This window comes from Streptomyces sp. NPDC052682, from assembly GCF_040678435.1.
GTDB lineage: Bacteria > Actinomycetota > Actinomycetes > Streptomycetales > Streptomycetaceae > Streptomyces.
Window position 1 is genome coordinate 391,080 of record NZ_JBFATS010000004.1, and the last position, 25,809, is coordinate 416,888.

Here is a 25,809-nt window from a genome sequence, read left to right on the forward strand (position 1 = left end):
TGTTGCGGCGGGCTGACCACGAAGCTCCACCTCGCCTGCGACGCCCGGCAACGTCAACGACTCCACCGTTTTCGACACGGTCATGGACGAGCTCCGCAACGTCCTCGGAGCTGGAGCACGGGGTCCCGAACGCCCGTCACCCGAGTGGCGGATCTCAGTGGACCACCGTGTTGCAGAGCCTGTACCGACCGTGGTCACATCTTCCCCGAAAGGCGCCAATAGAACATTTCGCGCCGAGATTGAGAGGTCGGCCACCTCGGACGGCCGACCGGATGAACATCGTGGAGAACCAATGCCTCATCGCATGCTCCGTTCGGCGGCCACCGCGCTGCTGGTCTCAGCACCGCTCATCGCCGCCGCGCCCGCCCAGGCCGCTCCCCAGCAGCAATTCCCCTGCCGCGTCGGCACCCACACAGTCACCAGCAACATGACCAAGCAGTTCAGCGTCAGCGTTGCCTGCGACGCACAGCGGACCGTCAGCTTCCGCATCACCGCGGGCGACACGGAGCTCCTGAACGTACAGAAGACCGTCAAGGAGGGGGCTGAGGAGAGCGTCACGGTCACTGCGCCGCGGGTCCCGGTCTGCGCAACGCTGAAGACCGAGGGCGAGAGCTTCCAGGTCTGCGGCTGACCCACTCCCCTCGCCGGCAGTCGTCCGATGACGTTGCCGCCGCCGCCCATTCCGCGATCCGCAAGGCTCGGGTGGGCGGCGGCTGTCGTTGGCGCAGTCGTGCCACACCGTGCCGGTGCACGATGCCTCCTCGTCCGTGCCGGGCAGGCTGGTCTGCCCGGTGGCACGGTCGGAAGCGACGCATCCGCTAAGAACAGGCTCGGCGGCCCCTCTATAGGGGCCGCCGCCTTCTTTTCTGTCACCTGACTTCCAGCGCACTCCAGGGCGGTGGCCTTGGGGTGGTGGCACAAGCCGACGCCACGCTGCGGGCCCGGACGGCCCGTCAGCCGGATCCGACGCGTTCCGGGCCTGCCGCCACCCGGTGTACCCCATGGCTGGCAGGCCTGGGCGCCGCGGGTAGCAGGCGCGCCCGGGGCCCGACCCCGTCGAGGTCCGCTCACCCGCCTTCGCCACCCGGCGCCGAAGAGCCGGCCACCGCCGCTCCGCCGCGGCGTCTTTCGTCGAGCGCCTCCCTCGCAGGCACGGGACCCTTGTCCGTTGCGGACGCCCACATCTCGGGACCCGATCAGTCGCCACGCTGAAAGGCCCTGCTCCCGCGGCCATGAAAGGCATCGATGCAGGACATCCATCGGTCGCGCATTCGGACGGGGGATGAGAGTGTGATTCGACTCTGCTGCGCCACCAGTGTGTCATTACTCCGATGGGTTGATGCATATGCCGCGACCTGGGAATTTCTTACTTCATATCATCCGTCCAAGAGGGCCATGTGGATGAAGTTCCGGGGCTACGGGCATTCCAAGTGGAGCGTGCCCCGGAGTTGAGGCAATACTTGTCCCGTCCTTCCAGCCTGGAAGAAACAGAACGGAGATATCAATGCGCAAGACCATGAAGCGGGGAGCTGCGTCGACCCTCGCGGCGGTGGCCCTCCTCGCGGGATCTGCCGCGGTTGCCAGCGCGGCTGAGGTCGAGGGTGACGAGCCGGGTATCGTCATCGTCAACGAGAACAACAACACGAACAGCAACACCAACGACAACGACAACACCGCCACGGCCACGGCCGATGTCGACATCGACCTGGCGGACGTTGTCGACGACGAGGACGGCGTCGACGGTGGCGCGGCGGGTGCAGCCGCTCAGAGCTCCAACCCGAGCATCCTGGGCGACTTCCTGGGCCTGGTTCTCTGACGCTGACTGAGCCCTATGGGGTCGTTTTGTGATCGTTCGAGTTCAGTTCGACGTTCACTCGATTCTCTCGGGGGCCGCGGCTCGACCCGCGGTACCTTTTCCTGACCGGCGGATGAGGTTACCTCCTCGTCCGCCGAGGAAAAGGAGACCCGCTCGAGCGGTGACAGCCTAAGGCGAATGCGCGGCGTCAAGCCGCGCATTTCGCTTGCTGTCATTCCGGGTCGCGTCCAGTAAGTAAGCGAAGTACCCATGGAGGCCGGTCGCCTGTGGCGGTCGGCTCTACTGGTTTCCACGTTCCATCGGGTGGCCGGCCCGGTGGTGGCCTGGTCCTCATAATGAACACGACTGCAGTGCAGGGCCATATGGATGAAATCCCGGGCCCAGGGGCCTTTCAAGTTGTACGGTCTCCGATGTCGAGGCAGTATCTATTTTGTTCTTCCGACAGGGAAGAAAAAGAACGGAGATAGAAATGCGCATGACCATGAAGCGCGGCGCTGCGTCGACCCTCGCGGCGGTGGCTCTCCTCGCGGGCTCCGCCTCGGCTGCCAGCGCGTGCGGCGGCGATGACAACGGCAACGGCAACGGTGAGTCCATTGTCATCGTGAACGAGAACAACAACTCGAACGCCAACACCAACGACAACGACAACACGGCCACCGCCACGGTCACGGTCACGGTCGGGGACGTTGACGCTGTCGACGGAGCCGCCTGACCGGGCCTGAGTCCACTGGGTCGGCTTTCGATCGTTCGACTCCCGTCGGGCGGTCACGGGTCTCGTCTCGATTTCCCTCGGGACGCAGGCCCGACTTGAAAGCGTCTCTCCCTGGCGGGTCGATGAGGTGAGCATCCTCATTGAACGGAGGGAGGGGCGCTTTCGTCCCATTGCGTCATCAGCGTGAAGCACCGGAGGCGGCCGTCCCCTTTGGCGATGGCCGCCTTTTTGGGTCGGCCGGCTGGTCCATGTGTCGCAACCATAAGTCCGTGCATCAGCCGATTAAGGCACACTGGCATCAGTGTCCGACAGGGCCACACGGGTGAAGTTGGGAGCTTGCTACTCCAAACGAGTGTCACCTGCTTGATGCAGATTTCTTGCGGATGCACCATCGTGTTCCGCCCTTCAGCTGAAGGGGGTTGCGAAACGCTTATTCCGGAGGGTGTAAGTGATATGATCATCTTGCCGCGATGCCCGGATACAAGGAAAGCCTCTTTCCGTACCGAATCCGAGGCAAGGCTCTGGCTGGTCAAGCAGCCCTTGCTGGAGAAAAACCCTGACCGTATTTACCGGTGCTCGGGTTGTCGATACTGGCACTTCACCGGATCCCATCACTGGACCAGTCAGAAGATCAGGCGGAGGAGAAACTACGGGAGGAGGGAAGCCGCCTCGGGGTCCCACCGCAAGAAGCGAGGGAAGCGCTGACGGAAAGCCGCGCGCCGTGGTGTACAGCTCGGCGAGCCGGATCTCGTACAGTCACTCCCTTGTCGATCTCTCAGTGCAACATGTACCGGTTTCTCCGCAGCGCCTTCCGGTCCGCTGTGGTGTGGGCCTGCCCTGGTATTTCCCTCTTCTGGTCAGGGCCGGCTGTTCCCCCTTTCCTCTTTCCTTGAGCAGGAAGACGACGAGATTGCGAAAGAAACTGAGCAAGGGGCTGGTTGTGGCTGCGGCCGCGACGAGCATCCTGCCCCTGTGCGGTATTCCGGCGTTGGCGGACTCGCACGGCGAGGCTCCCGCAAACCCCTGCGGCCGCTCCTCTGGTGAGACAGCCGTGAACGGGCCCTCCGCCGGGAACGGCTGCACCAGCGGCACGAGCACGCGGGGGGCGAACGGTGCCCCCAACTCCGTTCGCATCGACGGCTCCGATGAGCAGGAGAGCCACCCCGGCACGTCGGTACAGAGCCTTCCGGCCACGCCGAAGGGCAAGCAGCCGGCCGCCGTGTCCGTCGCCGACGACAGCGGTGAGCGGGCCGGCAGCAGGGTCGACGAGCAGAGCCGCTACGGGGACGGCGACGGCGGTGAGGAGTCGGAGGAGCCGGACGGCTACGGTGCAACGCCGCCCACGCAGTCTCCCAGCACGCTGCCGGCGGAGGTGAAGCCGTCGGTGTCGCAGGACGCCGTGCCGGCCGAGGTGAAGCCGTCGGCGTCGCAGGACGCCGTGCCGGCCGCGGAGAAGCCGTCGGCGTCGCAGGACGCCGTGCCGGCCGCGGAGAAGCCGTCGGTGTCGCAGGACGCCGTGCCGGCGGAGGTGAAGCCGTCGGCGTCACAGGACGCCGTACCGGCCGCGGTGAAGCCGCCGGTGTCGCAAGACGCCGACGGCGACGACTCAGTCCAAGCCTCCGAGGAAGCCGGTTCCGTCGACGAGGAGAGCGGCTACGGGGACGAGGACGGCGGTGAGGAGTCGGAGGAGCCGGACGGCTACGGTGCAACGCCGCCCACGCAGTCTCCCAGCACGCCGCCGGCCGAGGTGAAGCCGTCGGCGTCACAGGACCCCGGTTACGGCGAGGACGGCGACTACGGCAAGGACGCCGACTACGGCCACGAGGACCCTGGTTACGGCAAGGACGCCGACTACGGCCACGAGGACCCTGGTTACGGCGACGACGCCGACTACGGCCACGAGGAGCCTGGTTACGGCGACGACGCCGACTACGGCCACGAGGAGCCTGGTTACGGCGACGACGGCGGGTACGGTCACGAGGAGCCTGGTTACGGCGACGACGGTGGGTACGGTGAAACGCCGCCCACGCCGACGCCGCCTCACACGACTCCACCGGTGACGAAGCCGCCCACGTCGCCCCCGCACACCAAGCCTCCGGCGGACAGGCCTTCCCTCCCACAGACCGGGGGCGGGGAGATGCTCGCGGCCTCGGGCGCCGCCGCGTTCCTGTTGGCGGGCGGCGTCATCCTGTACCGGCGGGGACGAGTCTGGTCCCGTCGGTAGCGTTCCCTTCCTACCGGGTGCCGGACGCTTGGCGTCCGGCACTCGAGTCCGTTCCGGATCCATCGGGCTCAGGACCTCACCTCGGCCATGACTCACTCGTGCGGGTAGCCAATGCCCGTACTACGTCGCCAGGCTCAGTCAGATCCCATACGGGCTGCCGCACCACGTGGAGTTCGCAGCCCGGCGATGCCCGTCCGCATGCGGTGGCGGGCGGCAGCGCCCAGATCCACGGGGCTGCGCGGTGACACCTCCATCGAGGACCGCACCCGGTTCGACAACGCGTACATCGACGGCCCTGCGACCAGGACGTCGAGGACCCGCTTGGCGGGACTGTCGGGGAGTCGGCCCGTCTCCAGGCGACGGCAGGGAAAGCCGGCGATCCGCTCGCGCGGAGCTGGTCGGCAGCTGTTCTCTGCGCCGCGCTCCTGCTCGGCGTCACCGCACCCGCCGCCCTGGCGGCCACCACCCCCAGCGCGGCGCGAACCCCCGCGGCACCGAGCGCTCCGGCGGTGTCGACGCGCACTGGCGGGCAGCGCGACGGAGACCGAGGCGCGGGTCCACGCGGACCCGGTGAGTGACCTGCTCGCCCTGCTGCTGCCGACATTCTGGAGGTTGATCTGAGGATGGGACAGCCTGACCGCAGGAGCCCGTCGTTCGGGTGAGCTTCCGTGGCGGTCGCGGGATTCCTCGTCTCACGGGGGTTTCCGTTGGCGCCCGGCACTCGTTGAAGGCGGCGAAGCCCCGCCCCACATCGCCCAGGTGACGCTCGAGTTGCTGAAGGAAGGGAACGCATGAAGTTTCCGGAGGCCTGCGCCGCCCTGGCCGCATCTGCTGTCGTCGCCGGCACCGCCGCGCCCGCTGTCGCCCTCGACGCTGGTGAGGCACGGCGGGCCAGGACCAGCCGAGCGCTGGACGAACTCACCGACCACCGCCTCGGTCCGATCGAAGACCTCGCTACTGCCGAGGACACCGAGGGTGCGAAGGCGGCCAAGCGCGTGAAGGACGCCAGGAGCGCCGCGGAGGGTGCGAGGGATGCGCGGGGTGCCCTCGACTGGGCGCACGGGCGAGTGCTCGGCGGCATCGCTCAGCACAGATGAGCAGTGGGGCGCGCCTTCGGATCGCCCTGTCGTACGAACTGTCGTTCCGGGCTTCCCGCCGGATTTTCCGGGCACTGCCGGCTTCCTCCGGCCGATGGTGCCCCGTGGCGGGATCGTCCCCTCGACCCGTGTGCCACAGGTCCGGCCACGTCGACCACTGCCTCTCGGACGAAGAGGAGACGGACATTGCCAACCAACCACCCACCCCGGTCGTCTCAGGGGCGCCGGGGGATGTTCGGGAAGCCGCAGCCCCCGGCGGAGCCGGTGGAACCCGCGGCTGAACCCACAAGCCGCCCAGCCGGCTCGTCCGCCAACCACCGTGCGAAGACCCCGATGCGACGGCGAGTGCTTCAGGGGCTGTTCACGTCAGCGGCAGGGGTGGCGCTCGCCCCGGCCCTGGCGGCCTCGGGGTCGACTCCAGGGGCGTCCGGCCCGGCCGGAGAGGGTCGGCGCCCGGCGGACGCGGAGGGATTCGACATCACCTATGGCGGGCGCCGCATCGTGGGCGTCCGGTACGGCACGGAAGCGTTCGGGAACCGAGGTGTGGTCACGTGGCACGTCAGCGTGGACGGCCGGCCCCTGCACCTGATGCGCCGGGCCGACGGTGACTGGATGACCATGGTGGACCACTACCAGTCCTATCCGACCCCCCTCGCCGCCGCCCGGGCCGCCGTCGACGAACTGGGCCCGGCAACCCTGCTGAGCACGCAGGACGACGGGGGCGGCCATCCCGACCACGGCGTCGCGCCGAGCGGCAGCAGCCGAGCCGAAAGGGAGCACTCCAGTGGTCTACACCCGTAAGGACGTCAGCACGCTCACCCGGTCCGAGCGGCGGCGCTTCGTGGCCGCGCTGCTCGAAGTCAAACGGCGCGGCGAGTACGACGAGTTCGTGCGCGTGCACCTCCGGTACTTCGTCCCCGACGGTGAGAGCGGCCTGCGTGCCGCTCATATGACACCCTCCTTCCTGCCCTGGCACCGCAGGTTTCTGCTCGACCTGGAAAACGCGCTGCGCCGCGTGGACGATTCGGTGACCGTGCCGTACTGGGACTGGACGCGCGACCGCAACCTGAGGGCCGTACCGTGGACCGACGACCTGCTCGGCGGCAACGGGCGGCAGTCCGACCGGCAGGTGATGTCCGGTCCCTTCGCCTTTCGCAACGGCCAGTGGACCATCAGGGTCGGGGTCACCGAAACCGAGTACCTGATGCGGGATCTGGGCCGCCGCCGGGACCCGATCGCGCTGCCCACGACCGCTGATGTCGACAGGGCGCTCAAGGATCCCGTCTACGACACCTCCCCCTGGAACTCCACCTCCGCCCGGGGGTTCCGCAACAAGCTGGAAGGGTGGGGTCAAGGCGGGGGGTCCGCGTCGTGGCTCATGCACAACCGGGTCCACCGTTGGGTCGGCGGGCACATGGCGGGCGGCGCGTCCGTCAACGACCCCGTCTTCTGGATGCACCACGCCTTCGTCGACCTCCTCTGGTCCCGCTGGCAGCGGCGGCACCCTAAGGCCCGTTACCTCCCCGCGAAGCGGCTTCCCCAGGGCGACGCCCAGCGCGGCAGGGTCATCGCCCGGCACCAGAGGATGCCGCCGTGGGACGTGACCCCTGATGAGCTGGAGGACCACAGCGCCATCTACCGGTACGGGTAGCAGGGCGAGCGACGCAGGGCTGTGGCCGGACGCGCGGCAGGAACGCGCACGGCCGCCTTCCCGGCCGGGTATCGCCGGGCTGCTCGACCGAGCGGGCGGTGATGCAGGCACTCGGCCGTCCGCCCGGGCGTCACCCGGGCCGCGCATGTCACCGGGTCGGCGGGGGGCCGCACGGGCGACCCGATCAGGGCGTCGTGGCATCGCCCCAAGCCCAGGCAGCCCTGGATGTTCTCGACCCCTTCTGCCGTGGTACGTCTCGCAGTTGGTCTGCGGCACCTGGACGAGTAGCTCTGACGTGGCTCAGTGGTCGTAGGCCATCGGCGACCTGGTGATGGGGGCGCCGATGGTGCGTCTGTGCCAGATCGCGCAGGTCATCGCGAGGAAGCGCTGGGCCAGCTGGACTCCGACTCCTTCGATGGTGCGGCCGCCGTCTTGTTCGGGCCCGAGCTGGCCTTCGGCTGGCGTCGGGCGGCGTGGACCTCCAGTACCGCCCACATTCGGGCCACCCCCGGCTTCGCACGCGCCTCGCTGAGCCACGCGCTCCTTGCCACCGCATCACCGCCGCAGGCGGAAGGCTCGCAGGCAGACCTGCGGGCCTTGTGACCTGATCCCGTGGTGGGGAACTTGAAGCTGGGACCTCTTCGTCCCGAAGCAACTTGGACGAGCCCTCGACCCTGGGGCATGTATCCCTCAGAGCTGCGCTGATCGTCCACAGGTGTGCGACCACGATCGTGGACAGGCGAAGGTGCCTGTTCGTAGTGCGATGTGCATCCGGACATGAAAGAGCCCCTCACGCGTTGTCGCAGGTGAGAGGCTGTGTGCGCCCCCGGCAGGACTCGAACCTGCGGCCAAGCGCTTAGAAGGCGCTTGGTGGGTCGCGAATCGCACCCTTTCTTACCTGCCCCTCTTCCCGTGCTCGGCGTCTCGTGGACCAGCCTTCGACACGCATTCGACTGGTGGCGGCCAAGTATCCGGAGACCGGATCGAGGCATCAAGATCACAAAAAGCCTCTTTTACGAGGCTGACTTCCCCCCTCGTGGCGCGCACTGTGGAGCCACAGGGGTACGGGAGGTGTGATGGATAGTCACTGGGAGCGCAACGGCCCAGAACCGTCACCGGTTGATCGGGATCTCGTAGACGATCTCGCAGTGGGCGGCGGGCACCACGATGTCCGCCGTCTCCACGGGCCGCCCCTGATCGCTGTAGTAGGTCCGCCGGATGTGGGTGACGAGTGCGGCCTTCTGGATGCCCAGAAGTGAGGCCTCCTCGGCGGTCGCCTGTCGTGGCTCCGGCTGCTCCACGGCATGGCTGACGGTGACGCCGATCGCCGCCATGCGGTTCACGACTCCCGCCCCGGCATGCGGCCCTCCCTCGGGGAGGACGACAAGAGTGCCGGCGGTGAGGTCGTATGGCTCCCAACTGGTCGACAGCTGCACCGGCCTGCCGTCGGCGAGGAACTCGTACGTCGTCCTGACGCACAGGTCACCCTCGGAGATGCCCAGCCGGGCCGCGATGTCGGCCGGGGCCGGCACCTTGGCGTCGGTCCGGCTCTCCCAGTCGCCCTGTTTACCCATGGCCTTCATGTCCGCGCGAAACGGCGACCCGTCGGGCTGCTCACGCGCCGACGAACGCACGATCCGCACCCGTTGCCGGGGCTCGGCGACGTACGTGCCGGAACCGGCGCGGCCCTCCAGGACACCCTGGGAAATCAGCAGCTCTTGTGCCCGGCGAACCACGTTCTCACCCACACCGCACTCCTGGCCGATCTGGGCACGGGAGGGGAGCCGATCTCCCGGCTCCCACTCGTGTTCCGCGATCCGGCGCCGGAGTTCGTCGGCGATGCGGAGATAGGGCGGCTGCTCAGGCATATGGAAAATCTAGTCCACTAGCTCTAATCTAGTTAACTAGCTTCACTGAAAGTGATCGCCGGTTGACGGAGGCTGCCCTGTGCCCGCTTCGGGATCTCGCGCGGCGGCCATCGCCGCCCGGCTGTCCGCCATCGGGCTCGCCACGCGCGTGGAGGAGCACGACCGGTACACGTCGATCGAGGCGGAGGTACCGGAAGCGCTCTCCGCCGACTCATGGCGGAATGCCCTGGAAGCCGTGGCCGAGGCCGATCGGTTCGGTCTCCTCGCCACCAGCCTGGACGGCCGCACCCTCTGGGCGGTCGTACACAAAGCGGTCCCCGCGACGGGCGATGTCGGGGGACCGAGCCATCAGCGATAGGAGCTGAGCAGCGTGCTCAACCGTATCCGCCGTGCCGTCTCGCTCGCCAGAGCGCGGTACACCCCCAAGGGCAGGCACCGCCGCCCCTTAACGCCCTCCCTGCCGACGGTCGCCCCCACCATTCCGGCGTCCGCCGATGCGTCGAGGCGGCCACTGGGCCGGGTCTCCGACAGCGCCGACCATCGACTCCCGCTCGCAGGGGAGGACAACGCACTCGTCCGCCCCTACGTGCTGGCCTGGGAGGAACGAGTACGGCCACGGGCGGTGTTCGTCGCTTCCCATCTGCCGGCTGAAGCCTGGGCGACCCTCGCGGGGGCCGGCTGATGTCTCCACGCCAACAGCTTCGTGTCACCGACGCTTCGGCCGTCCCCTACCGGTCGACCGCCTGCCGTATGGGCACACACCCGTTCTGCACGGAGTCCTCTCCCGTCTCCGCGCCGGTCGACCTGCCGGTTGTCTATGAGACGTGTGCCTGCCCGTGTCACTCGATCTCGGACCACTCCGCGCCGAGGGAGACGCAGCGGTGAGCCGCCGGGCACCGGGTGGCGCGCTGGTTTCCATGGTCGAAGTCACGGCAGCCACCGTGCAGTGTGGCGACGTCATTCAACTGGGCGGCAGAGCGTGCCGGGTTATGGACCTCGTCCAACTCCCTCAAGGCGCCAAGCGACTCCTCTTCGAGTCGGGCGAGTTGCTGACCATACACACGCGAACCCGGCTCGTCGCCGTTCGCGTGCGGAGAAGGCGGTGACCCGGTTCGTGCCTTCACGCCATCACGACATCGCCGACGATCTGCGGCGCCAGATCACAACCGGCGAAGTCAAACCGGGTGCACGCCTGCCGTCCGAGGCAGACCTGGCCGACCGGTACAAGGTCAGTACGACCACATTGCGGAGCGCGCTCGCAGTCCTCCAGGGCGAAGGTCTTGTCGAGAAGATCCACGGAAAGGGCAACTTCGTCCGCCGCTCCCTCCGCAAGATCGTGTACGTCGGGGGATGGGGAACGCTGGATCCCTGGACCGCCGCTGAAGCGGCCATGCGCGTCACTGTCCGTACCACCACCGTGCAGGCAGACGGCCACCTGACGACCTTGCTGAGGGTGCCGACGGGCAGCCCTGTCGCTGAGTTCTTCTGCATCAGCCACGAGGGGGACTCACCGCACGGTCTGGCCCGCATCTACATCCCGCGCGACCTGGCGCCGGCCGGGGTGCTGGGCGACGACTCTCCATGGCGGAACACGGCCACGAGATTCGCCGTCCTCGGCTCGGCACCGGCAACTGTCCGGGAGACGGTATGCGCTCGTCCACCGACACCGGACGAGGCATCCACCCTCCGGATCGGTCCAACGGCGTCAGCCCTCGCGATCACCCGGGTCGCGACCGACTCCACCGGTCGAGTCGTCGAGGCCGCGCTCCTCGTGTTCCCAGGGGATCGCGCCGACGCGGTCTTCACCACCCACGACGTTATTGATGAGAAGGGAACCCAACGATGACGGCACCGAACCAACTGCGCCTCCTCCCGTGGTCGGGGCCCGGCGGGAAGCCCTGCTACTTGGACACCGACGACAAGGCCAGCTACATGTCCCGCCTGGCGGACAACATCGAAGCGGTACAACTGGGCACGGCGGCCGAGTTGCTGGAGCATACCTCCGAGACCCTTGACGACCAGGACGCCGACCTGGAGGACTTGCACCCGCTGGCGAGGGAACTGGCCGGGGCGCTGCGGGATGTTCTCCGCGTTGCAGTCAGCCGCGGTCACCTCCTGGCGGTGAGCGACCGACATCGCTCCTGAGGACCGCTGACCAACGCGACAGAAGAAGCCCACGGCTGTGACCTCGTCGGATGCCGTGGGCTATGTGCCCGCCGCTATTCGCCGGTATCGCTCTCAGTCGCTGATGGCAGCTCGTTGTGCCTGCGGATGTGGCGTTGACGCAGCCTCCGGAGTGCTAGTCCAGTCAGACTGACCAGGACGCCACTGAGGATGTTGATGGCAAGGTCGTGGATCAGTGATCCCATGAAGGCGTGGGTGCGCTCAAGGGCCGGACCGCGCACCGCGCTCCTCGCGTGCGGAATCAGATGACTAGAGCGGCGACGCTGGATCAGCCCCGGCCCGAAGCAGGAACCAGCGTGAACGGCGACCAAGCGCCGTTCGTGCTGGTTTCAATCAACTGGTGTTCAGGCTGGCGGCAGATAGCGGGGCTGGCTAGGAGGCGCCTCTTCGACCTGCCAGATCGAGCGAGCGCATGGACAACGCGACCGTTTCGGCGTGCTGCCGTGCGGACGCCTGTGATCAGTCGCTGCCGCGAAAAGGGATCCGTGATTCCGGTACGCGCGATAGCGACCAGCGAACCGGTCTCAACGGTCATGAACCTTCGCTGACATGCGGCACACTGCCGGCGTCGCCGGACGGAACCGTGCTCGTCTTCGCGGATGTCCACCACGACCGTGGACGCTGAACAGAAGGGGCATCGCATGAGAGCTCCTCCTCGGTCAGCGCTCTCGACTAGGCCACTGTAGGGCGCCTGAGGGCTTCGCGATGGTCGAATCAGGACAACGCGTAGCTAGGTCGGTGGATGGCCCAGACAAGGAGGAGCACCGGTGTGCGGTGGACCCAGGTATGAACCCCGGCCGACGACAGTCAGCCACGATGGCGCTTGCGTCGACCGATCAGGCGCGCGCGTGCAGCGCGGCCCCCACCGACCTCAGCTACGCTGCCTGATCGACGTCCGTTAGGTCGAGCTGCGGCGGCGCAACCCTGGTGCCGAGACATTGCGCGGTGACTTCTTCGTCCCGAGGCAACTTGGGTAAGCGGTTGACCTTGGGTCGGTGTGCCTCTCACCTGCCGTGACTATCCACGGACGTCCGCGGTCGTCCGCCGCTGTGCGTCGGCGTTGTCACGCAGTTAGACACGCAGACGAGTTCGGTGCTAGCGGGCGTTGTGCCTACGTTGGCCGCTCGCTGACCTCACACTTTCTGGCGCTTGAGAACACTTGTGGCTAGGTCGTCGACAGACCGACGGAGCTCTCGGTCCGACAGTGAATCCTTGGGGCCGAACCGCTCAACGTAGAGCGTTCCTCCATCGCCTACGTCAACGGTGAGCTGAGCTTTCCAGGCGTCGCCGTACAGGACTTGTCGGGCAGCGGCACGCCCTTCGATCAGCAACGGCTCTGCCTTCTCTGGGATTACGTCTGTACCATCTACCGTCTGCTGCAAGGACTCTGTGGTGGGGTAGAAGGCGACCACGAACCCGGCTGGTTCAGCCGCGTCGTCCTGTGTCATCAGCAGATAGCAGGAGGCGCCACCCTTCTCCTCAGCCATAGGAGATGCCTCTCTGATGCTGAACTGCTGTTGCATCGCATCGCTCACGAGCTTGCAGACGGTCTTCTTGCTGACCCCGGCAATGATCGGAGCGTCTCCAGGCGCCGAGGCGCTTGTAGACCCAGATGAGTGCGCGATGGCGTAGCCGAGGCCGGCGCCGACAGCAAGAGAGAGCACTGCGGTGAGGATCAGCATGCTCTTTGCAGGGTTACGACGGCGCTTCGTGAGAGCCGCAGCCGCTTCCATGGGAGAGTCCACGGCTGAGCCACTGTCGTAAGTTGAGGTGTCCTCGCTGGCCATGGCGAGATCATCACACCGGCGCCGTAGCCGCTGTCGCGATGATGCTTGATCGTTACGGGGCGAACGACGAGCCATCAGCTTGGGAAGCTGCGATCATTTGAGGCTGATTCGGGTACTGACCTGCACGAACGGTCAAGACAGGGCTTCGTCGAACCCGGCTGCTTTCACCGTGGTTCCCCCCTGTTCCCCGCTCGATCTGGTGCGCTTGTGGTGCGGCCGTGATGCGCACACCACGGCCGCGACCTTCTGATCCGTAGCTCTACATAGATCGATCAGCAGGGATCATGCAGGGCACCATGCGGCCCCTGGGAGTGGCTATCGGTCATGGGCGGTTGCTGGGGTTGCTGTACTTCGTTGCTGTACCGCTGGCTGCGAGGAACAGTGCGAGGAAGGCCGTAGCGTCCGCGTAAGCACCCACCATCCTGGCCCAAGTTGGCGACACGACCAGGACCACTACGAGGATCGTTACAACGCACAGTTGCCGTCGTGGGTTTGACACGCAGTGCTCTGCAAGGGACAAACTCATGGCTGAGCCTCCGGGTTCAGTCGCCCACCTGCCGCTCGGCCTGCCAGCATGCGCGGTCAGGTGGGCTCTTCATCTACCGGCAGGAGGCTAGCGAGGATCGGCCATGAAACCGACACGACCCGGTTACTCTCGGATATGCCACCCAGCACGGAAATTACGATGAGTCACCTTGATCGCGCCGGGAGGTCGCGTTGCGGACAGCAGGATGACTCCCACGTCATGTACCGGAAGGTAACGTAGCGCCTCGTGTTGGCTCGATTTAATTGGTACAGGCTCGCCTGTACCCCAGCCAACGGCAGTCAGCCCCAATGACGGGTCCCTGGGGCGTCCTGCTTGGTCCGGTCGATGGCGGGAGCGTGGCGCAGGCCAGCGAGGGCCCAGGCATCCCCTAACTCAGCCAACCCTCGGCTGTTGCATTGAGGGCCTGACGGACGCTAACGTCCTCGCGTGCCTCCCCGAATCTCCCGGGGCACCCGGTAACGAGCTAAGCCGCTTTGACGGTCGGGAGAACGCAGACGAGCGACTGCGTAGGGCATCAGAGATTGGCTATAGCCGTCTCCTGGTGCACCTGCGCACCGAGACGGCTACCTGAAGGTTAGGACCGTTCGAAGTGACTGCTCGTGACTGCAAGTCGCATTACGTCGCAATCATTCTTCTCATTTCTGTTGTCTGCGCGCTCATCGCTGGGCAAGCGGCAATGCTGTGTGGCGAGGCACCATGGACATCTTTGCGATGGGCTGCCGCCGCGTTCGCCGGCGCCTTTGGGGTCACAGCACAGGTCGCTAAGTTCCTGGGCTGCTTCAGGCTTCAGGACGAGAGTTGCTGAGATAATAAAGAGAACACAACCTCAGCCGACGACAGTCAGCCACGATGACGGGTGCGTCGACGGACCAGGTGCGCGTATGCCTCGCTGCACCCTCACCGGCCTCCACCACGTTGCCGGTGCCGTCGACCAGAGCAAGTCACGACGGTCGACCCGCAACCACGATGCAGGTGGAAGATCCAGGCGGGATGAGTGCACAGATCGCCCTCAGACGAATGAGTTCCGCTTGAGGTGAGCAGCTTGGGCACAGTCTCGGCGGCCTGCAACCTTCTTCGTCGAGCCTCAGCGCGCTTGTGTCACCGGCAGCCAACTTTGTTGACCAAGGTCGCCCCGCGCCTGCGGCTACTCGGGGTGTAGGAATCCTAAGACGTCGTAGATGCCGTACCCGGGCCGCTGGCGAGATTTGGCAAAGTGGTGGTGCGCTGACCGAAAGATGGCGATAATCTGGTCATGATCTCACGAGATGGCCAAATTGAGAGCGTAGCTTCTGCTATTGATCAGGCAGCCCAGTCCCCGTCGAAATTCGAAGCCGCCCGAGCTTTGCGTACGGCCTTGCTCAGCAAAATTCCAAGCGATTCTCCGGTAGATGAGATTTCCGATCTTCCAATAAAGGCGGCTCTTTGGGCTTTCGATTACAAAATCTTTGTTGAGTGTGACAATAACCGGCAAAGGGTGGTAGTGGAGCCACGCTTTCATGGACCTTCAGGAGAAGCAGACCCGCCGAAGGTTGCTAGTGTTGCCGAAGAGGTTGTTGAGGTGTGGCATGCGCTGACTTTGAAAGTGACATCCCCCTGGGGATTGGCGCGCCTCCAGCATTTGCTATTTGAGCGACGCTTTGGACGGACCCATGAGTATGCGATCGCAGCAGCTAAAAGCTATCTAGCAGCTGCAACGAAGTGGGAAGTAGGTCTCGATCGAACAGCACTTTTGAGTATTGGTCTGAGGGTCGCCCGCTCCGTGAACTCTAGCGATCAGGCACACCTGATCGCGCATCAACTGATAAGGGACGCGCGCCAGGAACTCTCTGGAAACGGCCAACGCCCCGGTGTATTTATGCGCCTGATGGAATCCATTCTCGCGGAACGCAACCCACCAAGCGGAGTTGACGATCTACTGAAGGATGCCTTTAGCGTATATACCGACCCTTTCATTCGCGACAATATTTTGAGATGCCAAATTTCTAGGGCCTCGGGTCCGGAAGCGAAAAGGGGGCTGTGGGAGGATCTGGTAGAGGTCTGGAATGAGGCTGCGAACCACTCTAAGGGAATCGTCCGAGCCGCCTACCTAAAGAAAGCGCTCGAATGCGCTGAGGAAAGTCAAGATCGTGAACTGATTGAGCGTGCGGCTGCTAGCTTGCAGAACCTGCGAAAGGACGATCTGGGCCTAGCCACCTTTACGGCGTCGACCAGCATGGACGGTGCGGAGATTGAGCGTTTGCTCGCACCCATGGAGAGGGCAGGCAATTGGCAGAATGCTTTGCTTGGCCTCTACCAGATCTATGGCCCAGCGACTGGAGACCTAGCGCAAAATAAGGCCAGAGTGGAACAACATGCGCGTGAGTTTGTGCTCAGTGGACTATTCTCGAAAGAACTGCTCGGGGGTGACGGATTGCCACGATATCGCCCTCAGTCAGACGGAGATCGTGATGCCATGGCTCTTGCGGAGCAGGAGTCTTACAACACTCAGATCTTTGCCCCGATACTGGCGATGGCTCTTTCGCGGATAGCCGATATATATGGAGTCCCCAGCGAAAGCGAGTTGGCGGAATTTTTTACGCAAGCGCCACTCACCGATGAAGATCTGGCTCATGCGCTGGCACGAGCCTTTATTCGCTATTGGATGGGAGATGCTGAAGGGGCGGCATTCACCGTTATCCCAAGACTTGAGACCATAGTTCGTAATCTAGTGATCGCTATGGATCGAGGCGTCTATCGAATTCAGCGCGATCAGAAACCCGGGCAGTATCCTGGATTGGGGTACCTGCTTGATATCTTGAAAGACCACGGCATGGATGAGTCGTGGCATCGATGCGCACTAACAGTTTGCGCTAACCCTGCTGGCGGTTGGAATATCAGAAATGAAGTAGCCCATGGGTTTATTATGAACGTGGGTATGCCGCCTGCTGCCGTAGTACTGCAGCTTGCAGTTTATTTGTGGTCGCTAAATCCTAATCCGGACGATGCTGCTGACGGTTGATGACCGAGCGGAATCTGATTGGCAAAGGCCTGCCCAGAGAGCTACCCATGGCCGAGAGAGAGCGCTGCGAGGCGAAGCATCACGCACGTGTTGTCAGCAGCCGAAGTGGCTCGGCTGCTGGATTTTCACAACATGGCCAGTTGAGCTGGTTGGTCAGGTCGCGGCGTTCTCGTCTCTGCCACAGGTGGTTGATTGCTCCATGCGTGGTACGGGCGCCGGCCGGGCTGGAGCGGGGCGGAGACAGGAGCGCAGGCCCGGCCGGGGGCCGGGCCGCGCGCGGTGAGCGGAGCGAGCCGCCTTGATGAAGGAGAGAAGGTTTTATCCCGCTGGGATGAGGCGCTTGCCGTCGTGGCTGCGTACGTGGGGGCCGTTGCCGTCCAAGGCGTCCAGGAGCCTGACCGCGAAGACCTCGGACATGCGCTCGCTGACCTCGTCGGGCGTGAGCCAGGAAACCGCCGTGGACTCGCTCGACGTGCGCTCGGTGCCACCGGACGGCTTGCAGCGGAAGACCAGGGCCACGATGCCACGGGTGAGGTTCTTGTAGACGCCGGTCAGCTCGTCCACCTCGACGTGGATGCCTGTCTCCTCCAGGACCTCGCGGGCTACGCCGGCCTCGGGGGTCTCGTTGAGTTCGAGGATGCCGCCGGGGAGCTCCCAGGTGCCGTTGTCGGCTCGGCGGATCGCCAGGAGGCGGCCGTCCTCGCGCACCACCACTCCGGCTACGGAGACGGAGTGCAGGGGAGACGGTGTCACTTCCTGTGCTTGACTCATGTAGAGGAGCATAGGAGGCAGAGAAGGACTATGGGAACTGCGGCTGGAGGGGTCGGATCCGGGCCTCGGTACGTGCAGATCGCGGACGAGATCGTGCAACAGATCCGGGCGGGAGTTCTCAAGCCTGGCGACATGGTGCCGAGTGAGTCTGAGCTGGTGGAGCGCTACGGCGTGTCCGGCGGGACGATCCGCAAGGCCATGGTCGAGGTGCGGGCGAGCGGGCTCGTTGAGACCCGGCACGGCAAGGGCTCGATCGTGAAGAACCGACCTCCGGTCCGGCACCGCTCCTCCGATCGCTTCCGGCGTTCGCTCCGGCAGGGCGGGCAGGCGGCCTACCTCGCGGAGTCCGCGCAGTCCGGGGCCACCGCCAAGGTGAGCGTCCTCTACATCGGGCCCATGGAGGTGCCCGAGGATGCGGCCCAGCGACTGGGCGTACCGGTCGGTACACAGGTGCTGGCTCGCCGGCGTCTCTACTTCCGGAACGGTACCCCGGTCGAGACCGCGACGTCGTACCTGCCTTGGGACGTCGTGAAGGACATCCCGGAGCTGTTCGCTGAGAACCCCGGGGGCGGTGGCATCTACGCCCGACTCGAAGACCACGGACACGAGTTCGCGGAGTTCGTCGAGACGCTGCAAGCGAGGCCGGCTTCCAAGGCGGAAGCCTTGGAGCTGGCGCTGAGTCCGGGTGCGCCCGTGGTCCATCTGATCCGTGAGGCTCGTACGACCGCGGGTCTCGTGGTCGAGGTGTGCGACACCCTCATGGCCGCTGACCAGTTCGTTTTCGAGTACCGGATCCCTGCCGCCGACTGACGCGCACTCAACTCTCGGCAACCCGCCACGAGTTCCTCTTCGTGGCGGGTTGACTCATGTACAGGAGTCGGGCACTCTTCTTCATGACACTCATGTACTGAGTGGCGAACTCCAGCACCTATAGAGGAGTGGTCTCTGTGCGTCAGATCCCCGTTGACACCTCCGGCGCCGTTGTGATGGTCGCCAAGTCCCCGCAGGTCAAGGTCCGCGACCGCCGTACCGGTGAGATCGCCACCGACGCCGAGACCGGGGCCAAGCTGATGACGGTCGACGTGATGTTCGCGGCGAACGAGGAGGTGGAGATCCTCTCCATCACCGTCCCGGAGCCCGGCATCACCGGCGAGCTGGCCATGGGCACGCCGGTCGCTCTTACCGGTCTGATCGCCCGGCCCTGGGAGAACGACTTCAACGGCCAGAAGCGGCACGGCATCGCGTTCCGCGCGGTCGCGGTCACCTCGCTCGCCGATGCCGCTGCAAGGCCCAAGGCGGCCTGATCATGACCGGCTTCACGGTCTGCCTGGTGCTGGTCGTCGCCGTCGTAGGTCTTCTGCGGTGGCGGCGCCCCGCCTGGTACTGGTTGACCTTCGGGGTCGCGCTGGCCGTGGTGCGGGTCCTGGTCCGGTACGGCTCCGTCATGGATGCGTGCGGGTTAACCGTGCCACCCGCGCGGTGGCGGCTTGCCCTCGCCCGTGCCACCAACCGACCGATACCGGGGCCACGGGCCCCGCGCATCCTGCGGCTGAGGCCGACTCGCACCGGCCTGGTCGTGCGGCTCAAGCTCCGTCCCGGACAGGACGCCTTCGACATCGCCGCTGCGTCGGACCGGCTCCGGCACTCGTTCTCCATGTACGGCGTGACCTCGCGGGAGCTGCGCTCCGGCGTCGTAGAGGTGCGGATGACCGGCTACGACGTACTCAAGCGGGTGCAGATGCCGGCCGAGACCGAGACCCGGCCGATGCGGGTCCCGGTCGCCCTGCGGCAGGACGGCTCGGTGCACTACCGCGACTACCGGGCGATACCCCACGCCCTCACCCTCGGGGCCACGGAGTCCGGCAAGTCCGTCTACCAGCGCAACCTGGTCGCCGGCCTCGCCCCGATGGACGTCGCCCTCGTCGGCATCGACTGCAAGCAGGGGGTTGAACTGTTCCCACTGGCCCGCCGGTTCTCCGCGCTGGCCGACAACCCCGACACCGCCGCCGACGTGCTTGATGCACTCGTGGCCCGGATGGAACGCATCTATCAGGTCATCCGGGCTCAGCAGCGCATCGCCGCAGACGTGCCGGACGCGGATATTGCCGCAGACATCTGGGACCTGCCGTCCGATCTGCGCCCGACCCCGGTCGTGGTCCTGGTCGATGAGGTTGCCGAACTCGCCCTGTACGCCAACAAGGATGAGGAGAAGCGCCGGGACCGCATCATCACCGCCCTGGTCCGCCTCGCCCAGCTCGGCCGTGCGGCCGGCATCTACCTCGAAATCTGTGGGCAGCGCTTCGGCTCCGAACTCGGCAAGGGCATCACCATGCTCCGCGCCCAGCTCACCGGCCGTACCGCGCACCGTGTCAACGACGAGACGTCCGCCAACATGGCCTTCGGTGACATCGCCCCGGACGCCGTCCTCGCCGCCATCCAGATCCCGGCGGAGATGCGGGGGCTCGCTATCGCGGGCGACTCGTCCGGAGGATGGCACCGCATCCGCGCCCCACACACGTCGCTCCGGCAGGCCGTGAACATCTGCAACCGGCATGCCGACCGGACTCCGGACCTGCCCGAGCTGGCTCCGTTCCGGCCCGCTCTCTCCGGCTCGGCCGACGCTCCCTCGCCGACGGCCAAGCCGTCCCCGGCCACCGCCTGACTTCTCGGATCCCCACCGGTCGGCGTGACCGCCTTCGCGCCAAGTCCCTACCCCGCCATGCCCGAAGAAGGGAGATCCCGCTGTGTGCCCGAACTGCGAGGACTTCGCCCGGACCGTGCTCCTGCTCGGCCAACTCGCCCTTTACGCCGACATGACCGGCGCCGACCTGGACTTCGTTGAAGCCGTCAGTCCATCCCTCGCCGTCTCCCTGCCCGAGCCGCCGCCCGGTGTGTTCCCGGACGGCTACGACCCCGATGGTGGCCCCGCCTACCCGGGTGACTCCTGATGGGCGCCCGTCGCGGCCTCCGCGTCGACGCGGTCCTGGTGCAGGCCGTCATCGCCGGCGCACTGTCCTTCGCGCATCTGCACGACCTGGCCTCCGCCGCCGGACAGAACGGTTGGAAGGCGTGGGCCTACCCGGTCAGCGTCGACCTGCTCCTGGTGGCCGCCTGGCGGCGCCTGCGCAGTGAGGGCCCGTCCCGGCTGGCCTGGTGCTGGTTCCTGGTCGCGCTATGCGCCTCGCTCGGCGCCAACGTCGCCACCGCCGGGTTCCTCGACCTGGCCGACCCGCCCGCCTTGCTCCGCCTCGGCATTGCCGGATGGCCTGCTCTTGCCTTCCTCGGCGGCACGCTCCTCGCTCACTCGTCGGTTGCGGAGTCGGAGCCGCTTCCGTCGGCACCCGTCGTGGAGGCGGAGCGAGCGAAGCCCCCAGCCCAGCAGCAGGAACCTGACCTCGAAGTCGCTTCGGCCACAGAAGCCGTGCACGAGCCTGACGCGGCCCAAGCCCCTTCGGACCAAGCTCCCGCCGCGGCCCCCGCTCCTCAGGTCCCCGCCGTCCTGGTCGACCACGCTCGCAAAGTCGCCGACGAGTACCGCGCTCGCACCGGGGCCCCGATCGACCCCGACACCTTGCGCTCCCGCCTCGGCGTCCCACCCCACCTCGCCGACGCCATCGCCGCCCACCTCGCCTGATCGGCGAGAGAGGAAGACCAGTGACCCGTGACCCGGGCGACCTGACCGCCTCCGACTACCTCGACGGTGCCCGTGAGATGGCCGCCGCCAACCGGCCCTTCCTCGCCCACCTGCTCGCCGAGGAAGCCGCCCGCCTCACCGCCGACGCGGCCACCGCCGCCGGCATCCGGGCCAGCTTCCCCGCCCCGGCCACGACCCGAGAGGAGACCGACTGACATGCCCGCCCGCCACCACTTCCACTCCGTGATGCGCATCGGCCCGGTGCAGATCGGCACGCACCGCGACCGCAACGGCCAGACCAAGCACGCCGCCGTGTGCGGCTCCGATGGCTGCGGCTGGTCCGCCGACTACTCCAGCCAGTCCGCGGCCCAGCTCGCCGCCCGCACCCACCGCTGCCGCGTCCGCTAGGAGACATCCGCCATGCAGGTCCCGCTCTGGTTCGCGCTGCTTGCCGTCGGCTACCTCGGCGTCAAGCTCATCCGCCCGCCGGCCTGGCTCATCGGCGTTCTCCTGCTCGGCGGCTTCCTCCTCGCCGACAGCGTCCTCGCCCCGGCCATCAACGCACTCGTCAAGTAGCCCGCTCGCGAGAGGAGAACACCGATGTTCCGTCCGAAGATCCCCACCATGCCCGCGCCGACCGGGCTCGGCACACCGCCCGCCGTCGTAGAGCAGACCGCCATCACCCCGAACGCGGGGACCCCGCCGGTCGCACCGACGGCTCCGACGCCGGGCCGGCCCACGGTCCAGCTCGCCCCCGGCACCGTCCTCGCCCTCGTGGGCGGCGGCACGGCCGTCGTCCTGGTGCTGGGAGCCGTCCTGGTCTCCCTGCTCCTGGCGGTCGCCATCACCGGCGCTTCGGTCGCCGTCTGCGCGATCGTCCTGCGCTCCCTGCTCACTTCCGACGCCAAGCGTCGCTGACCGGCACCCGGGCGGCCTCGATACCGCCAAGCATCCGCCGCCCGGGCGCCGTCCCTGTCCGATCTCGCAACCGGAAGGAACCCCAAGCATGGCCCACCGCGCCTCATCTGCGACACCGAGTGCGCCGATTCCCGACACATTGCTTGACCCGATCACCCTCGGGGACGTGCTGCGGGTGGCCGCGGCCTCGGACTACGCCCGCTGGGAGGACCAGATCCGCCGTACCGGCGGCTGCTCCGACCCGATCCACCTCACCGGCTGGGTCCTTCACAAGGACAAGACCACCGGCGAGACCCTGCACCACTACTCCACCGAGCAGGAGCCGGGCGGACGCCTCCGCCTCGCCTGCGGCAACCGCCGCGCCTCCCGCTGCCCGTCCTGCGCCTGGACCTACGCGGGCGACACCTACCACCTGATCCGCGCCGGCCTGGCCGGAGACGCCCGCCGCGACGTCCCCGCCACCGTCCGCGATCACCCGCGTGTCTTCGCCACCCTCACGGCCCCCTCGTTCGGCCTGGTCCACAACCGCCCCGATCACGGCACCTGCCGCTGCGGCACCCCGCACACGTCCGATGCTCCGGAGCTGGGCACCGCCCTCGACCCGGACAGCTACGACTACGCGGGCGCCGTGCTGTTCAACAACCACGCCGGTCAGCTCTGGCAGCGCTTCACCACGCGACTCCGCCGTGAAATCGCCGCCCGCGCCGGCCTGCCCCGCCGTGAACTCGCCGAACACCTTCGCGTCTCGTACGGCAAGGTCGCCGAGTTCCAGAAGCGCGGTGCCCTGCACTTCCACGCCGTCGTACGTCTCGACGGCCCGGAGGGGCCCGGGACACCCCCGCCCGCCTGGGCCACGGTCGCCCTCCTCACGGACGCCGTACGTGCCGCCGCAGCGCACTCGTACACGTCCGTCTCGGTCCCGGCTGCCGGTGACGAGCCGGCCCGTACCTTCCGCTGGGGTCGACAGCTCGACGTCCGTCCGGTCCAGGCGTTCGGCGACGGTTCCGACATCACCGAACAGGCCGTCGCCTCGTACGTGGCCAAGTACGCCACCAAGGCCGCCGAGAACACCGGCACCCTGGACCGCCGTATCGGCGAACTCGCCGAACTCGACCGTCACCAGGTCCCCGACCACACCCGGCGCCTCATCACCGCCTGCCGCGACCTGGACAGCCTCTACCCGGACCGGCGTCTCTGGGCCTGGGCCCACATGCTCGGCTTCCGAGGGCACTTCTCGTCCAAGTCGCGCACCTACTCCACCACCCTCGGCGCCCTCCGCCAGGAGCGCGCCGAGTACCGCGCCGCCCAAGAGGCCGCCCTCCTCGGCCTCGACGACCGCGAGCCGGACACCGTCCTTGTGCTGTCCGACTGGCAGTACGCCGGCCACGGCCACACGCCGGGCGAAGCCGCCCTCGCCGCGACCATCGCCCGCGACCTCCAGACCAACCGCGATACCGCCCGCGACGCCCTCCTGAGCGAAGGGAGCACGGAATGACCACGGCCATCCGGTCACGACGAACCATGCTCACCCTCGCGGAGGTCTGCGAAGAACTGGCCATCTCACGCTCGACCTTCTACGACTGGCGGGCCAAGCGCCGTGCGCCGCGCTGCATCAAGCTCCCGAACGGCGACCTCCGGATCCGGCGGAGCGATCTCGATCACTGGCTGGACGACCGTGAGGACGCCGCCTGATGGAGACGACGTACGACGTGAAGATCTACAAGATCCTCACCTACAAGGGCGCCCGGAAGACCACGTACACTGTGCGCTGGGTGGTCGCGGGCAAGCGCTGGCGTGAGCCCTTCAACACCGTCGCGCTCGCGGAGGGTTTCCGCTCGGAGCTCATCCAAGCCACGGGCAAGGGCGAGGCTTTCGTCGTCGCCACCGGTCTCCCGGTGTCTCATCGCTCCAAGTCGGCTGCCATGAGCTGGTACAAATTCGCCGTCGAGTACGTGGACGCCCGCTGGCCTCACCTCGGCGGCAACAGCCGCAAGAACATCGCGAAGACCCTGACCGCCACCACCGTCGCCCTGCTGCGGGCGAAGCCCACCCAATTCGCGCCTGCGGCCGTACGGACGGCCCTTCGCGAATGGGCGTTCAACACCAACCGACGTCCGGACGCGCCCCCGGACGTGGTTGCCATCCTGAAGTGGGTGGAGCGGAACTCCCTGCCCGTCTCGGCCTGGGAGGACCCGGAAAAGGTCGACGAGGTCCTGCGCGCCATCGACACCCGCCTTGACGGCAAGCAAGCGGCGGCCTGGTCCCGGAAGCGCAACCGCCGGATCCTCAACGTCGCCATGAAGTACGCGATCCGGCGGCGCGTCCTTCGGGCCAACCCCCTTCCCAAGGGCAAGGAGTCCACGGCGGTCACGAAGACCACGAACGCCGTGGACAAGCGGTCCTTGCTGAATCCCGAGCAGGCAGCGGCGATCCTCGACTGGATCCGGCGCCGCCCGCGGGGCGGCAAGCGGCTCCACGCCTTCTTCGCCACGCTGTACTACTGCGGTCCACGGCCCGAGGAAGCCGTAGCCATGCGGGTGGAGGACGTGACCCTGCCGGAACCCGACGCCGACGACCAGTGGTGCGAGCTGCTGGTCCACACGGCGACGCCGGAGATCGGGAAGCAGTGGACCGACACGGGGGAGATTCACGAGCAACGGGATCTGAAGGGCCGTGCCGAGGGCGAGACGCGCGCGGTGCCGGGGCATCCGGCCCTCACGCGCATCCTGCGGCAGCACATCGAGGACGAACAGCTCCAGCCGGGTGATCTGCTCTTCCAGGGTGAGTCCGGCGGCATCCTCGCCGGCTCCGTCATCCGCCGGGCGTGGCGCAGCGCGCGTAAGGCCGTACTGCCCCCGCACGTTTTCGAGTCACCCACTGGACGGCGCGTGTACGACATCCGGCACACGCGCCTGACGAAGTGGCTCAACGACGGGATCCCGCCCGCCCAGGTGGCCGAGTGGGCCGGGAACAGCGTCGCCGTGCTGCTGGCGACGTACGCCCGGTGCGTCGACGGGCAGCTGCCGGACCTGAAGCGGCGGCTGGAGGCCGCGGGTGATCTTCCGGAGGCGGAGGTGCCGGGCGCCGGCTGATCTTCCACCGGTCGAGAACTTCGACACGTATTCGACACGGCCACCCGCGAGAACCCGGTGACAGCCGGACAGCCCCGGAGTCAGTCCTTGATCATCAAGAGGGCGTCCGGGGCTTCGTCGTGCCCGCTGAAAGCCGCTCTGACCAGCAAAAAGCCCTCCCGGGCGGGAGGGCGTAGCCTGGCGCCCCCGGCAGGACTCGAACCTGCGGCCAAGCGCTTAGAAGGCGCCTGCTCTATCCACTGAGCTACGGGGGCCTGGTGTGGTGGCCTCTGTCGTGGTGCCCGGGTGTGGGCTGATCCGCGACGTGCCGGGGACAAGGATAGGGCTCCCGGATCCGTGTCCCTGTTGCTTCGCCTCCGTGGCTCGATGTGGAGGTTCGGTGAAGCGGTCCTGATAATCGCAGGCAGGTACGAATCGTGCACTGCTTTCGGCGTCTCACGCAGCGGGTGTTGTGCACTCGTTATGCCAGGACCGAGCGTGTGTCCCACTAGTCCCTTCCATCCCTTGTGT

At 66.8% G+C, this 25,809-nt stretch carries 27 protein-coding genes, 1 tRNA gene and 1 pseudogene; 25 read left to right on the forward strand and 4 right to left on the reverse strand.

Annotation, left to right across the window (positions count from 1 at the left end):
• Positions 1-6: 6 nt before the first annotated feature.
• The 8 genes and pseudogenes from AB0K80_RS08640 to AB0K80_RS08675 form a co-directional block, all read left to right on the forward strand.
• A pseudogene (locus AB0K80_RS08640) lies at positions 7-97 on the forward strand (IS5/IS1182 family transposase); the annotation flags it as partial.
• A gap of 207 nt (positions 98-304) precedes the next feature.
• Positions 305-631 carry a hypothetical protein gene (locus AB0K80_RS08645; protein WP_365667309.1) on the forward strand — a complete coding sequence of 109 codons (327 nt, stop codon included), beginning with the start codon at positions 305-307 and terminating at the stop codon, positions 629-631.
• A gap of 873 nt (positions 632-1,504) precedes the next feature.
• Positions 1,505-1,816 (forward strand): hypothetical protein, encoded by a 312-nt coding sequence (locus tag AB0K80_RS08650; RefSeq protein ID WP_365667241.1) that lies wholly within the window; start codon positions 1,505-1,507, stop codon positions 1,814-1,816.
• A gap of 469 nt (positions 1,817-2,285) precedes the next feature.
• Positions 2,286-2,528: a hypothetical protein gene (locus AB0K80_RS08655; protein ID WP_365667243.1), complete on the forward strand. Its 243-nt coding sequence runs from the start codon at positions 2,286-2,288 to the stop codon at positions 2,526-2,528.
• A gap of 889 nt (positions 2,529-3,417) precedes the next feature.
• Complete coding sequence (locus AB0K80_RS08660; RefSeq protein WP_365667245.1) at positions 3,418-4,752, forward strand: LPXTG cell wall anchor domain-containing protein; 1,335 nt, start codon at positions 3,418-3,420, stop codon at positions 4,750-4,752.
• Between the two features lie 791 nt (positions 4,753-5,543).
• Entirely contained in the window at positions 5,544-5,849 is a 306-nt protein-coding gene (locus AB0K80_RS08665; protein ID WP_365667247.1) for a hypothetical protein, read from the forward strand.
• A 333-nt stretch (positions 5,850-6,182) separates the two neighbouring features.
• Positions 6,183-6,650: a tyrosinase family oxidase copper chaperone gene (locus AB0K80_RS08670; RefSeq protein WP_365667249.1), complete on the forward strand. Its 468-nt coding sequence runs from the start codon at positions 6,183-6,185 to the stop codon at positions 6,648-6,650.
• Entirely contained in the window at positions 6,634-7,500 is an 867-nt protein-coding gene (locus tag AB0K80_RS08675; protein ID WP_365667251.1) for a tyrosinase family protein, read from the forward strand. The genes AB0K80_RS08670 and AB0K80_RS08675 overlap by 17 nt, the downstream gene beginning before the upstream one ends.
• Before the next feature lie 1,112 nt (positions 7,501-8,612).
• On the opposite strand, the gene AB0K80_RS08680 is transcribed toward AB0K80_RS08675, so the two are convergent.
• Positions 8,613-9,368 (reverse strand): GntR family transcriptional regulator, encoded by a 756-nt coding sequence (locus AB0K80_RS08680; protein WP_365667253.1) that lies wholly within the window; start codon positions 9,366-9,368, stop codon positions 8,613-8,615.
• Between the two features lie 79 nt (positions 9,369-9,447).
• On the opposite strand from AB0K80_RS08680, the gene AB0K80_RS08685 reads away from it, so the two are divergent.
• From AB0K80_RS08685 to AB0K80_RS08700, 4 genes are all read left to right on the forward strand, one after another.
• Complete coding sequence (locus tag AB0K80_RS08685; RefSeq protein WP_365667255.1) at positions 9,448-9,726, forward strand: hypothetical protein; 279 nt, start codon at positions 9,448-9,450, stop codon at positions 9,724-9,726.
• Between the two features lie 523 nt (positions 9,727-10,249).
• Positions 10,250-10,474: a hypothetical protein gene (locus AB0K80_RS08690; RefSeq protein WP_365667257.1), complete on the forward strand. Its 225-nt coding sequence runs from the start codon at positions 10,250-10,252 to the stop codon at positions 10,472-10,474.
• Positions 10,471-11,214, forward strand: a complete 744-nt coding sequence (locus AB0K80_RS08695) for a GntR family transcriptional regulator (RefSeq protein ID WP_365667259.1) — start codon at positions 10,471-10,473, stop codon at positions 11,212-11,214. The genes AB0K80_RS08690 and AB0K80_RS08695 overlap by 4 nt, the downstream gene beginning before the upstream one ends.
• Positions 11,211-11,513, forward strand: a complete 303-nt coding sequence (locus AB0K80_RS08700) for a hypothetical protein (RefSeq protein ID WP_365667261.1) — start codon at positions 11,211-11,213, stop codon at positions 11,511-11,513. Before AB0K80_RS08695 ends, AB0K80_RS08700 begins: the two co-directional genes overlap by 4 nt.
• A 1,172-nt stretch (positions 11,514-12,685) precedes the next feature.
• On the opposite strand, the gene AB0K80_RS08705 is transcribed toward AB0K80_RS08700, so the two are convergent.
• Positions 12,686-13,339, reverse strand: a complete 654-nt coding sequence (locus AB0K80_RS08705; RefSeq protein ID WP_365667263.1) for a hypothetical protein — start codon at positions 13,337-13,339, stop codon at positions 12,686-12,688.
• 1,799 nt (positions 13,340-15,138) lie between these two features.
• On the opposite strand from AB0K80_RS08705, the gene AB0K80_RS08710 reads away from it, so the two are divergent.
• On the forward strand, positions 15,139-16,884 hold the full coding sequence (locus AB0K80_RS08710; protein WP_365667265.1) for a DUF4209 domain-containing protein: 1,746 nt from the start codon (positions 15,139-15,141) through the stop codon (positions 16,882-16,884).
• A 318-nt stretch (positions 16,885-17,202) separates the two neighbouring features.
• On the opposite strand, the gene AB0K80_RS08715 is transcribed toward AB0K80_RS08710, so the two are convergent.
• Entirely contained in the window at positions 17,203-17,667 is a 465-nt protein-coding gene (locus tag AB0K80_RS08715) for an NUDIX domain-containing protein (protein WP_167403930.1), read from the reverse strand.
• Between the two features lie 18 nt (positions 17,668-17,685).
• Between AB0K80_RS08715 and AB0K80_RS08720 the strand changes: the two genes are divergently transcribed.
• The 12 genes from AB0K80_RS08720 to AB0K80_RS08775 all read left to right on the forward strand — a co-directional run bounded on the left by AB0K80_RS08720 (position 17,686) and on the right by AB0K80_RS08775 (position 25,299).
• The gene (locus AB0K80_RS08720) at positions 17,686-18,465 is read left to right on the forward strand and encodes a GntR family transcriptional regulator (RefSeq protein WP_365667267.1); all 780 of its coding nucleotides are present in this window, start codon (positions 17,686-17,688) and stop codon (positions 18,463-18,465) included.
• Positions 18,466-18,602: 137 nt separating this feature from the next.
• Positions 18,603-18,959, forward strand: a complete 357-nt coding sequence (locus AB0K80_RS08725; RefSeq protein ID WP_171156182.1) for a hypothetical protein — start codon at positions 18,603-18,605, stop codon at positions 18,957-18,959.
• A gap of 2 nt (positions 18,960-18,961) precedes the next feature.
• Positions 18,962-20,317, forward strand: coding sequence for an FtsK/SpoIIIE domain-containing protein (locus AB0K80_RS08730; protein ID WP_365667269.1), 1,356 nt, complete (start codon positions 18,962-18,964; stop codon positions 20,315-20,317).
• 82 nt (positions 20,318-20,399) lie between these two features.
• Positions 20,400-20,603, forward strand: coding sequence for a hypothetical protein (locus AB0K80_RS08735; RefSeq protein ID WP_365667271.1), 204 nt, complete (start codon positions 20,400-20,402; stop codon positions 20,601-20,603).
• Positions 20,603-21,289: a DUF2637 domain-containing protein gene (locus tag AB0K80_RS08740; protein WP_268693089.1), complete on the forward strand. Its 687-nt coding sequence runs from the start codon at positions 20,603-20,605 to the stop codon at positions 21,287-21,289. Before AB0K80_RS08735 ends, AB0K80_RS08740 begins: the two co-directional genes overlap by 1 nt.
• Positions 21,290-21,309: 20 nt before the next feature.
• Complete coding sequence (locus AB0K80_RS08745; protein WP_268693090.1) at positions 21,310-21,504, forward strand: hypothetical protein; 195 nt, start codon at positions 21,310-21,312, stop codon at positions 21,502-21,504.
• A gap of 1 nt (position 21,505) precedes the next feature.
• A complete protein-coding gene (locus AB0K80_RS08750; protein ID WP_268693091.1) occupies positions 21,506-21,697 on the forward strand; it encodes a mobile element transfer protein in 192 nt (63 codons plus the stop codon).
• A gap of 12 nt (positions 21,698-21,709) precedes the next feature.
• Positions 21,710-21,865 (forward strand): hypothetical protein, encoded by a 156-nt coding sequence (locus AB0K80_RS08755; protein ID WP_086697680.1) that lies wholly within the window; start codon positions 21,710-21,712, stop codon positions 21,863-21,865.
• Positions 21,866-21,889: 24 nt separating this feature from the next.
• Positions 21,890-22,207, forward strand: coding sequence for a SpdD-like protein (locus AB0K80_RS08760; protein WP_365667273.1), 318 nt, complete (start codon positions 21,890-21,892; stop codon positions 22,205-22,207).
• Positions 22,208-22,334: 127 nt separating this feature from the next.
• The gene (repSA, locus tag AB0K80_RS08765) at positions 22,335-23,702 is read left to right on the forward strand and encodes a replication initiator protein RepSA (protein WP_365667306.1); all 1,368 of its coding nucleotides are present in this window, start codon (positions 22,335-22,337) and stop codon (positions 23,700-23,702) included.
• Positions 23,699-23,899 (forward strand): helix-turn-helix domain-containing protein, encoded by a 201-nt coding sequence (locus tag AB0K80_RS08770; protein WP_171156200.1) that lies wholly within the window; start codon positions 23,699-23,701, stop codon positions 23,897-23,899. The genes repSA and AB0K80_RS08770 overlap by 4 nt, the downstream gene beginning before the upstream one ends.
• On the forward strand, positions 23,899-25,299 hold the full coding sequence (locus AB0K80_RS08775) for a site-specific integrase (RefSeq protein WP_365667275.1): 1,401 nt from the start codon (positions 23,899-23,901) through the stop codon (positions 25,297-25,299). Before AB0K80_RS08770 ends, AB0K80_RS08775 begins: the two co-directional genes overlap by 1 nt.
• A gap of 178 nt (positions 25,300-25,477) precedes the next feature.
• On the opposite strand, the gene AB0K80_RS08780 is transcribed toward AB0K80_RS08775, so the two are convergent.
• A tRNA-Arg gene (locus tag AB0K80_RS08780) sits at positions 25,478-25,553 on the reverse strand.
• Positions 25,554-25,809 lie beyond the last annotated feature (256 nt).

Coding starts and splice junctions, on each gene's coding strand:
- AB0K80_RS08665 (WP_365667247.1), top strand. CDS start 5,544: ATGAAGTTTCCGGAGGCCTGCGCCGCCCTGGCCGCATCTGCTGTCGTC.
- AB0K80_RS08655 (WP_365667243.1), top strand. CDS start 2,286: ATGCGCATGACCATGAAGCGCGGCGCTGCGTCGACCCTCGCGGCGGTG.
- AB0K80_RS08730 (WP_365667269.1), top strand. CDS start 18,962: ATGACCGGCTTCACGGTCTGCCTGGTGCTGGTCGTCGCCGTCGTAGGT.
- AB0K80_RS08670 (WP_365667249.1), top strand. CDS start 6,183: ATGCGACGGCGAGTGCTTCAGGGGCTGTTCACGTCAGCGGCAGGGGTG.
- AB0K80_RS08760 (WP_365667273.1), top strand. CDS start 21,890: ATGTTCCGTCCGAAGATCCCCACCATGCCCGCGCCGACCGGGCTCGGC.
- AB0K80_RS08750 (WP_268693091.1), top strand. CDS start 21,506: ATGCCCGCCCGCCACCACTTCCACTCCGTGATGCGCATCGGCCCGGTG.
- AB0K80_RS08650 (WP_365667241.1), top strand. CDS start 1,505: ATGCGCAAGACCATGAAGCGGGGAGCTGCGTCGACCCTCGCGGCGGTG.
- AB0K80_RS08770 (WP_171156200.1), top strand. CDS start 23,699: ATGACCACGGCCATCCGGTCACGACGAACCATGCTCACCCTCGCGGAG.
- AB0K80_RS08645 (WP_365667309.1), top strand. CDS start 305: ATGCTCCGTTCGGCGGCCACCGCGCTGCTGGTCTCAGCACCGCTCATC.
- AB0K80_RS08720 (WP_365667267.1), top strand. CDS start 17,686: ATGGGAACTGCGGCTGGAGGGGTCGGATCCGGGCCTCGGTACGTGCAG.
- AB0K80_RS08740 (WP_268693089.1), top strand. CDS start 20,603: ATGGGCGCCCGTCGCGGCCTCCGCGTCGACGCGGTCCTGGTGCAGGCC.
- AB0K80_RS08700 (WP_365667261.1), top strand. CDS start 11,211: ATGACGGCACCGAACCAACTGCGCCTCCTCCCGTGGTCGGGGCCCGGC.
- AB0K80_RS08715 (WP_167403930.1), bottom strand. CDS start 17,667: ATGCTCCTCTACATGAGTCAAGCACAGGAAGTGACACCGTCTCCCCTG.
- AB0K80_RS08680 (WP_365667253.1), bottom strand. CDS start 9,368: ATGCCTGAGCAGCCGCCCTATCTCCGCATCGCCGACGAACTCCGGCGC.
- AB0K80_RS08705 (WP_365667263.1), bottom strand. CDS start 13,339: ATGGCCAGCGAGGACACCTCAACTTACGACAGTGGCTCAGCCGTGGAC.
- AB0K80_RS08755 (WP_086697680.1), top strand. CDS start 21,710: ATGCAGGTCCCGCTCTGGTTCGCGCTGCTTGCCGTCGGCTACCTCGGC.
- AB0K80_RS08710 (WP_365667265.1), top strand. CDS start 15,139: ATGATCTCACGAGATGGCCAAATTGAGAGCGTAGCTTCTGCTATTGAT.
- AB0K80_RS08775 (WP_365667275.1), top strand. CDS start 23,899: ATGGAGACGACGTACGACGTGAAGATCTACAAGATCCTCACCTACAAG.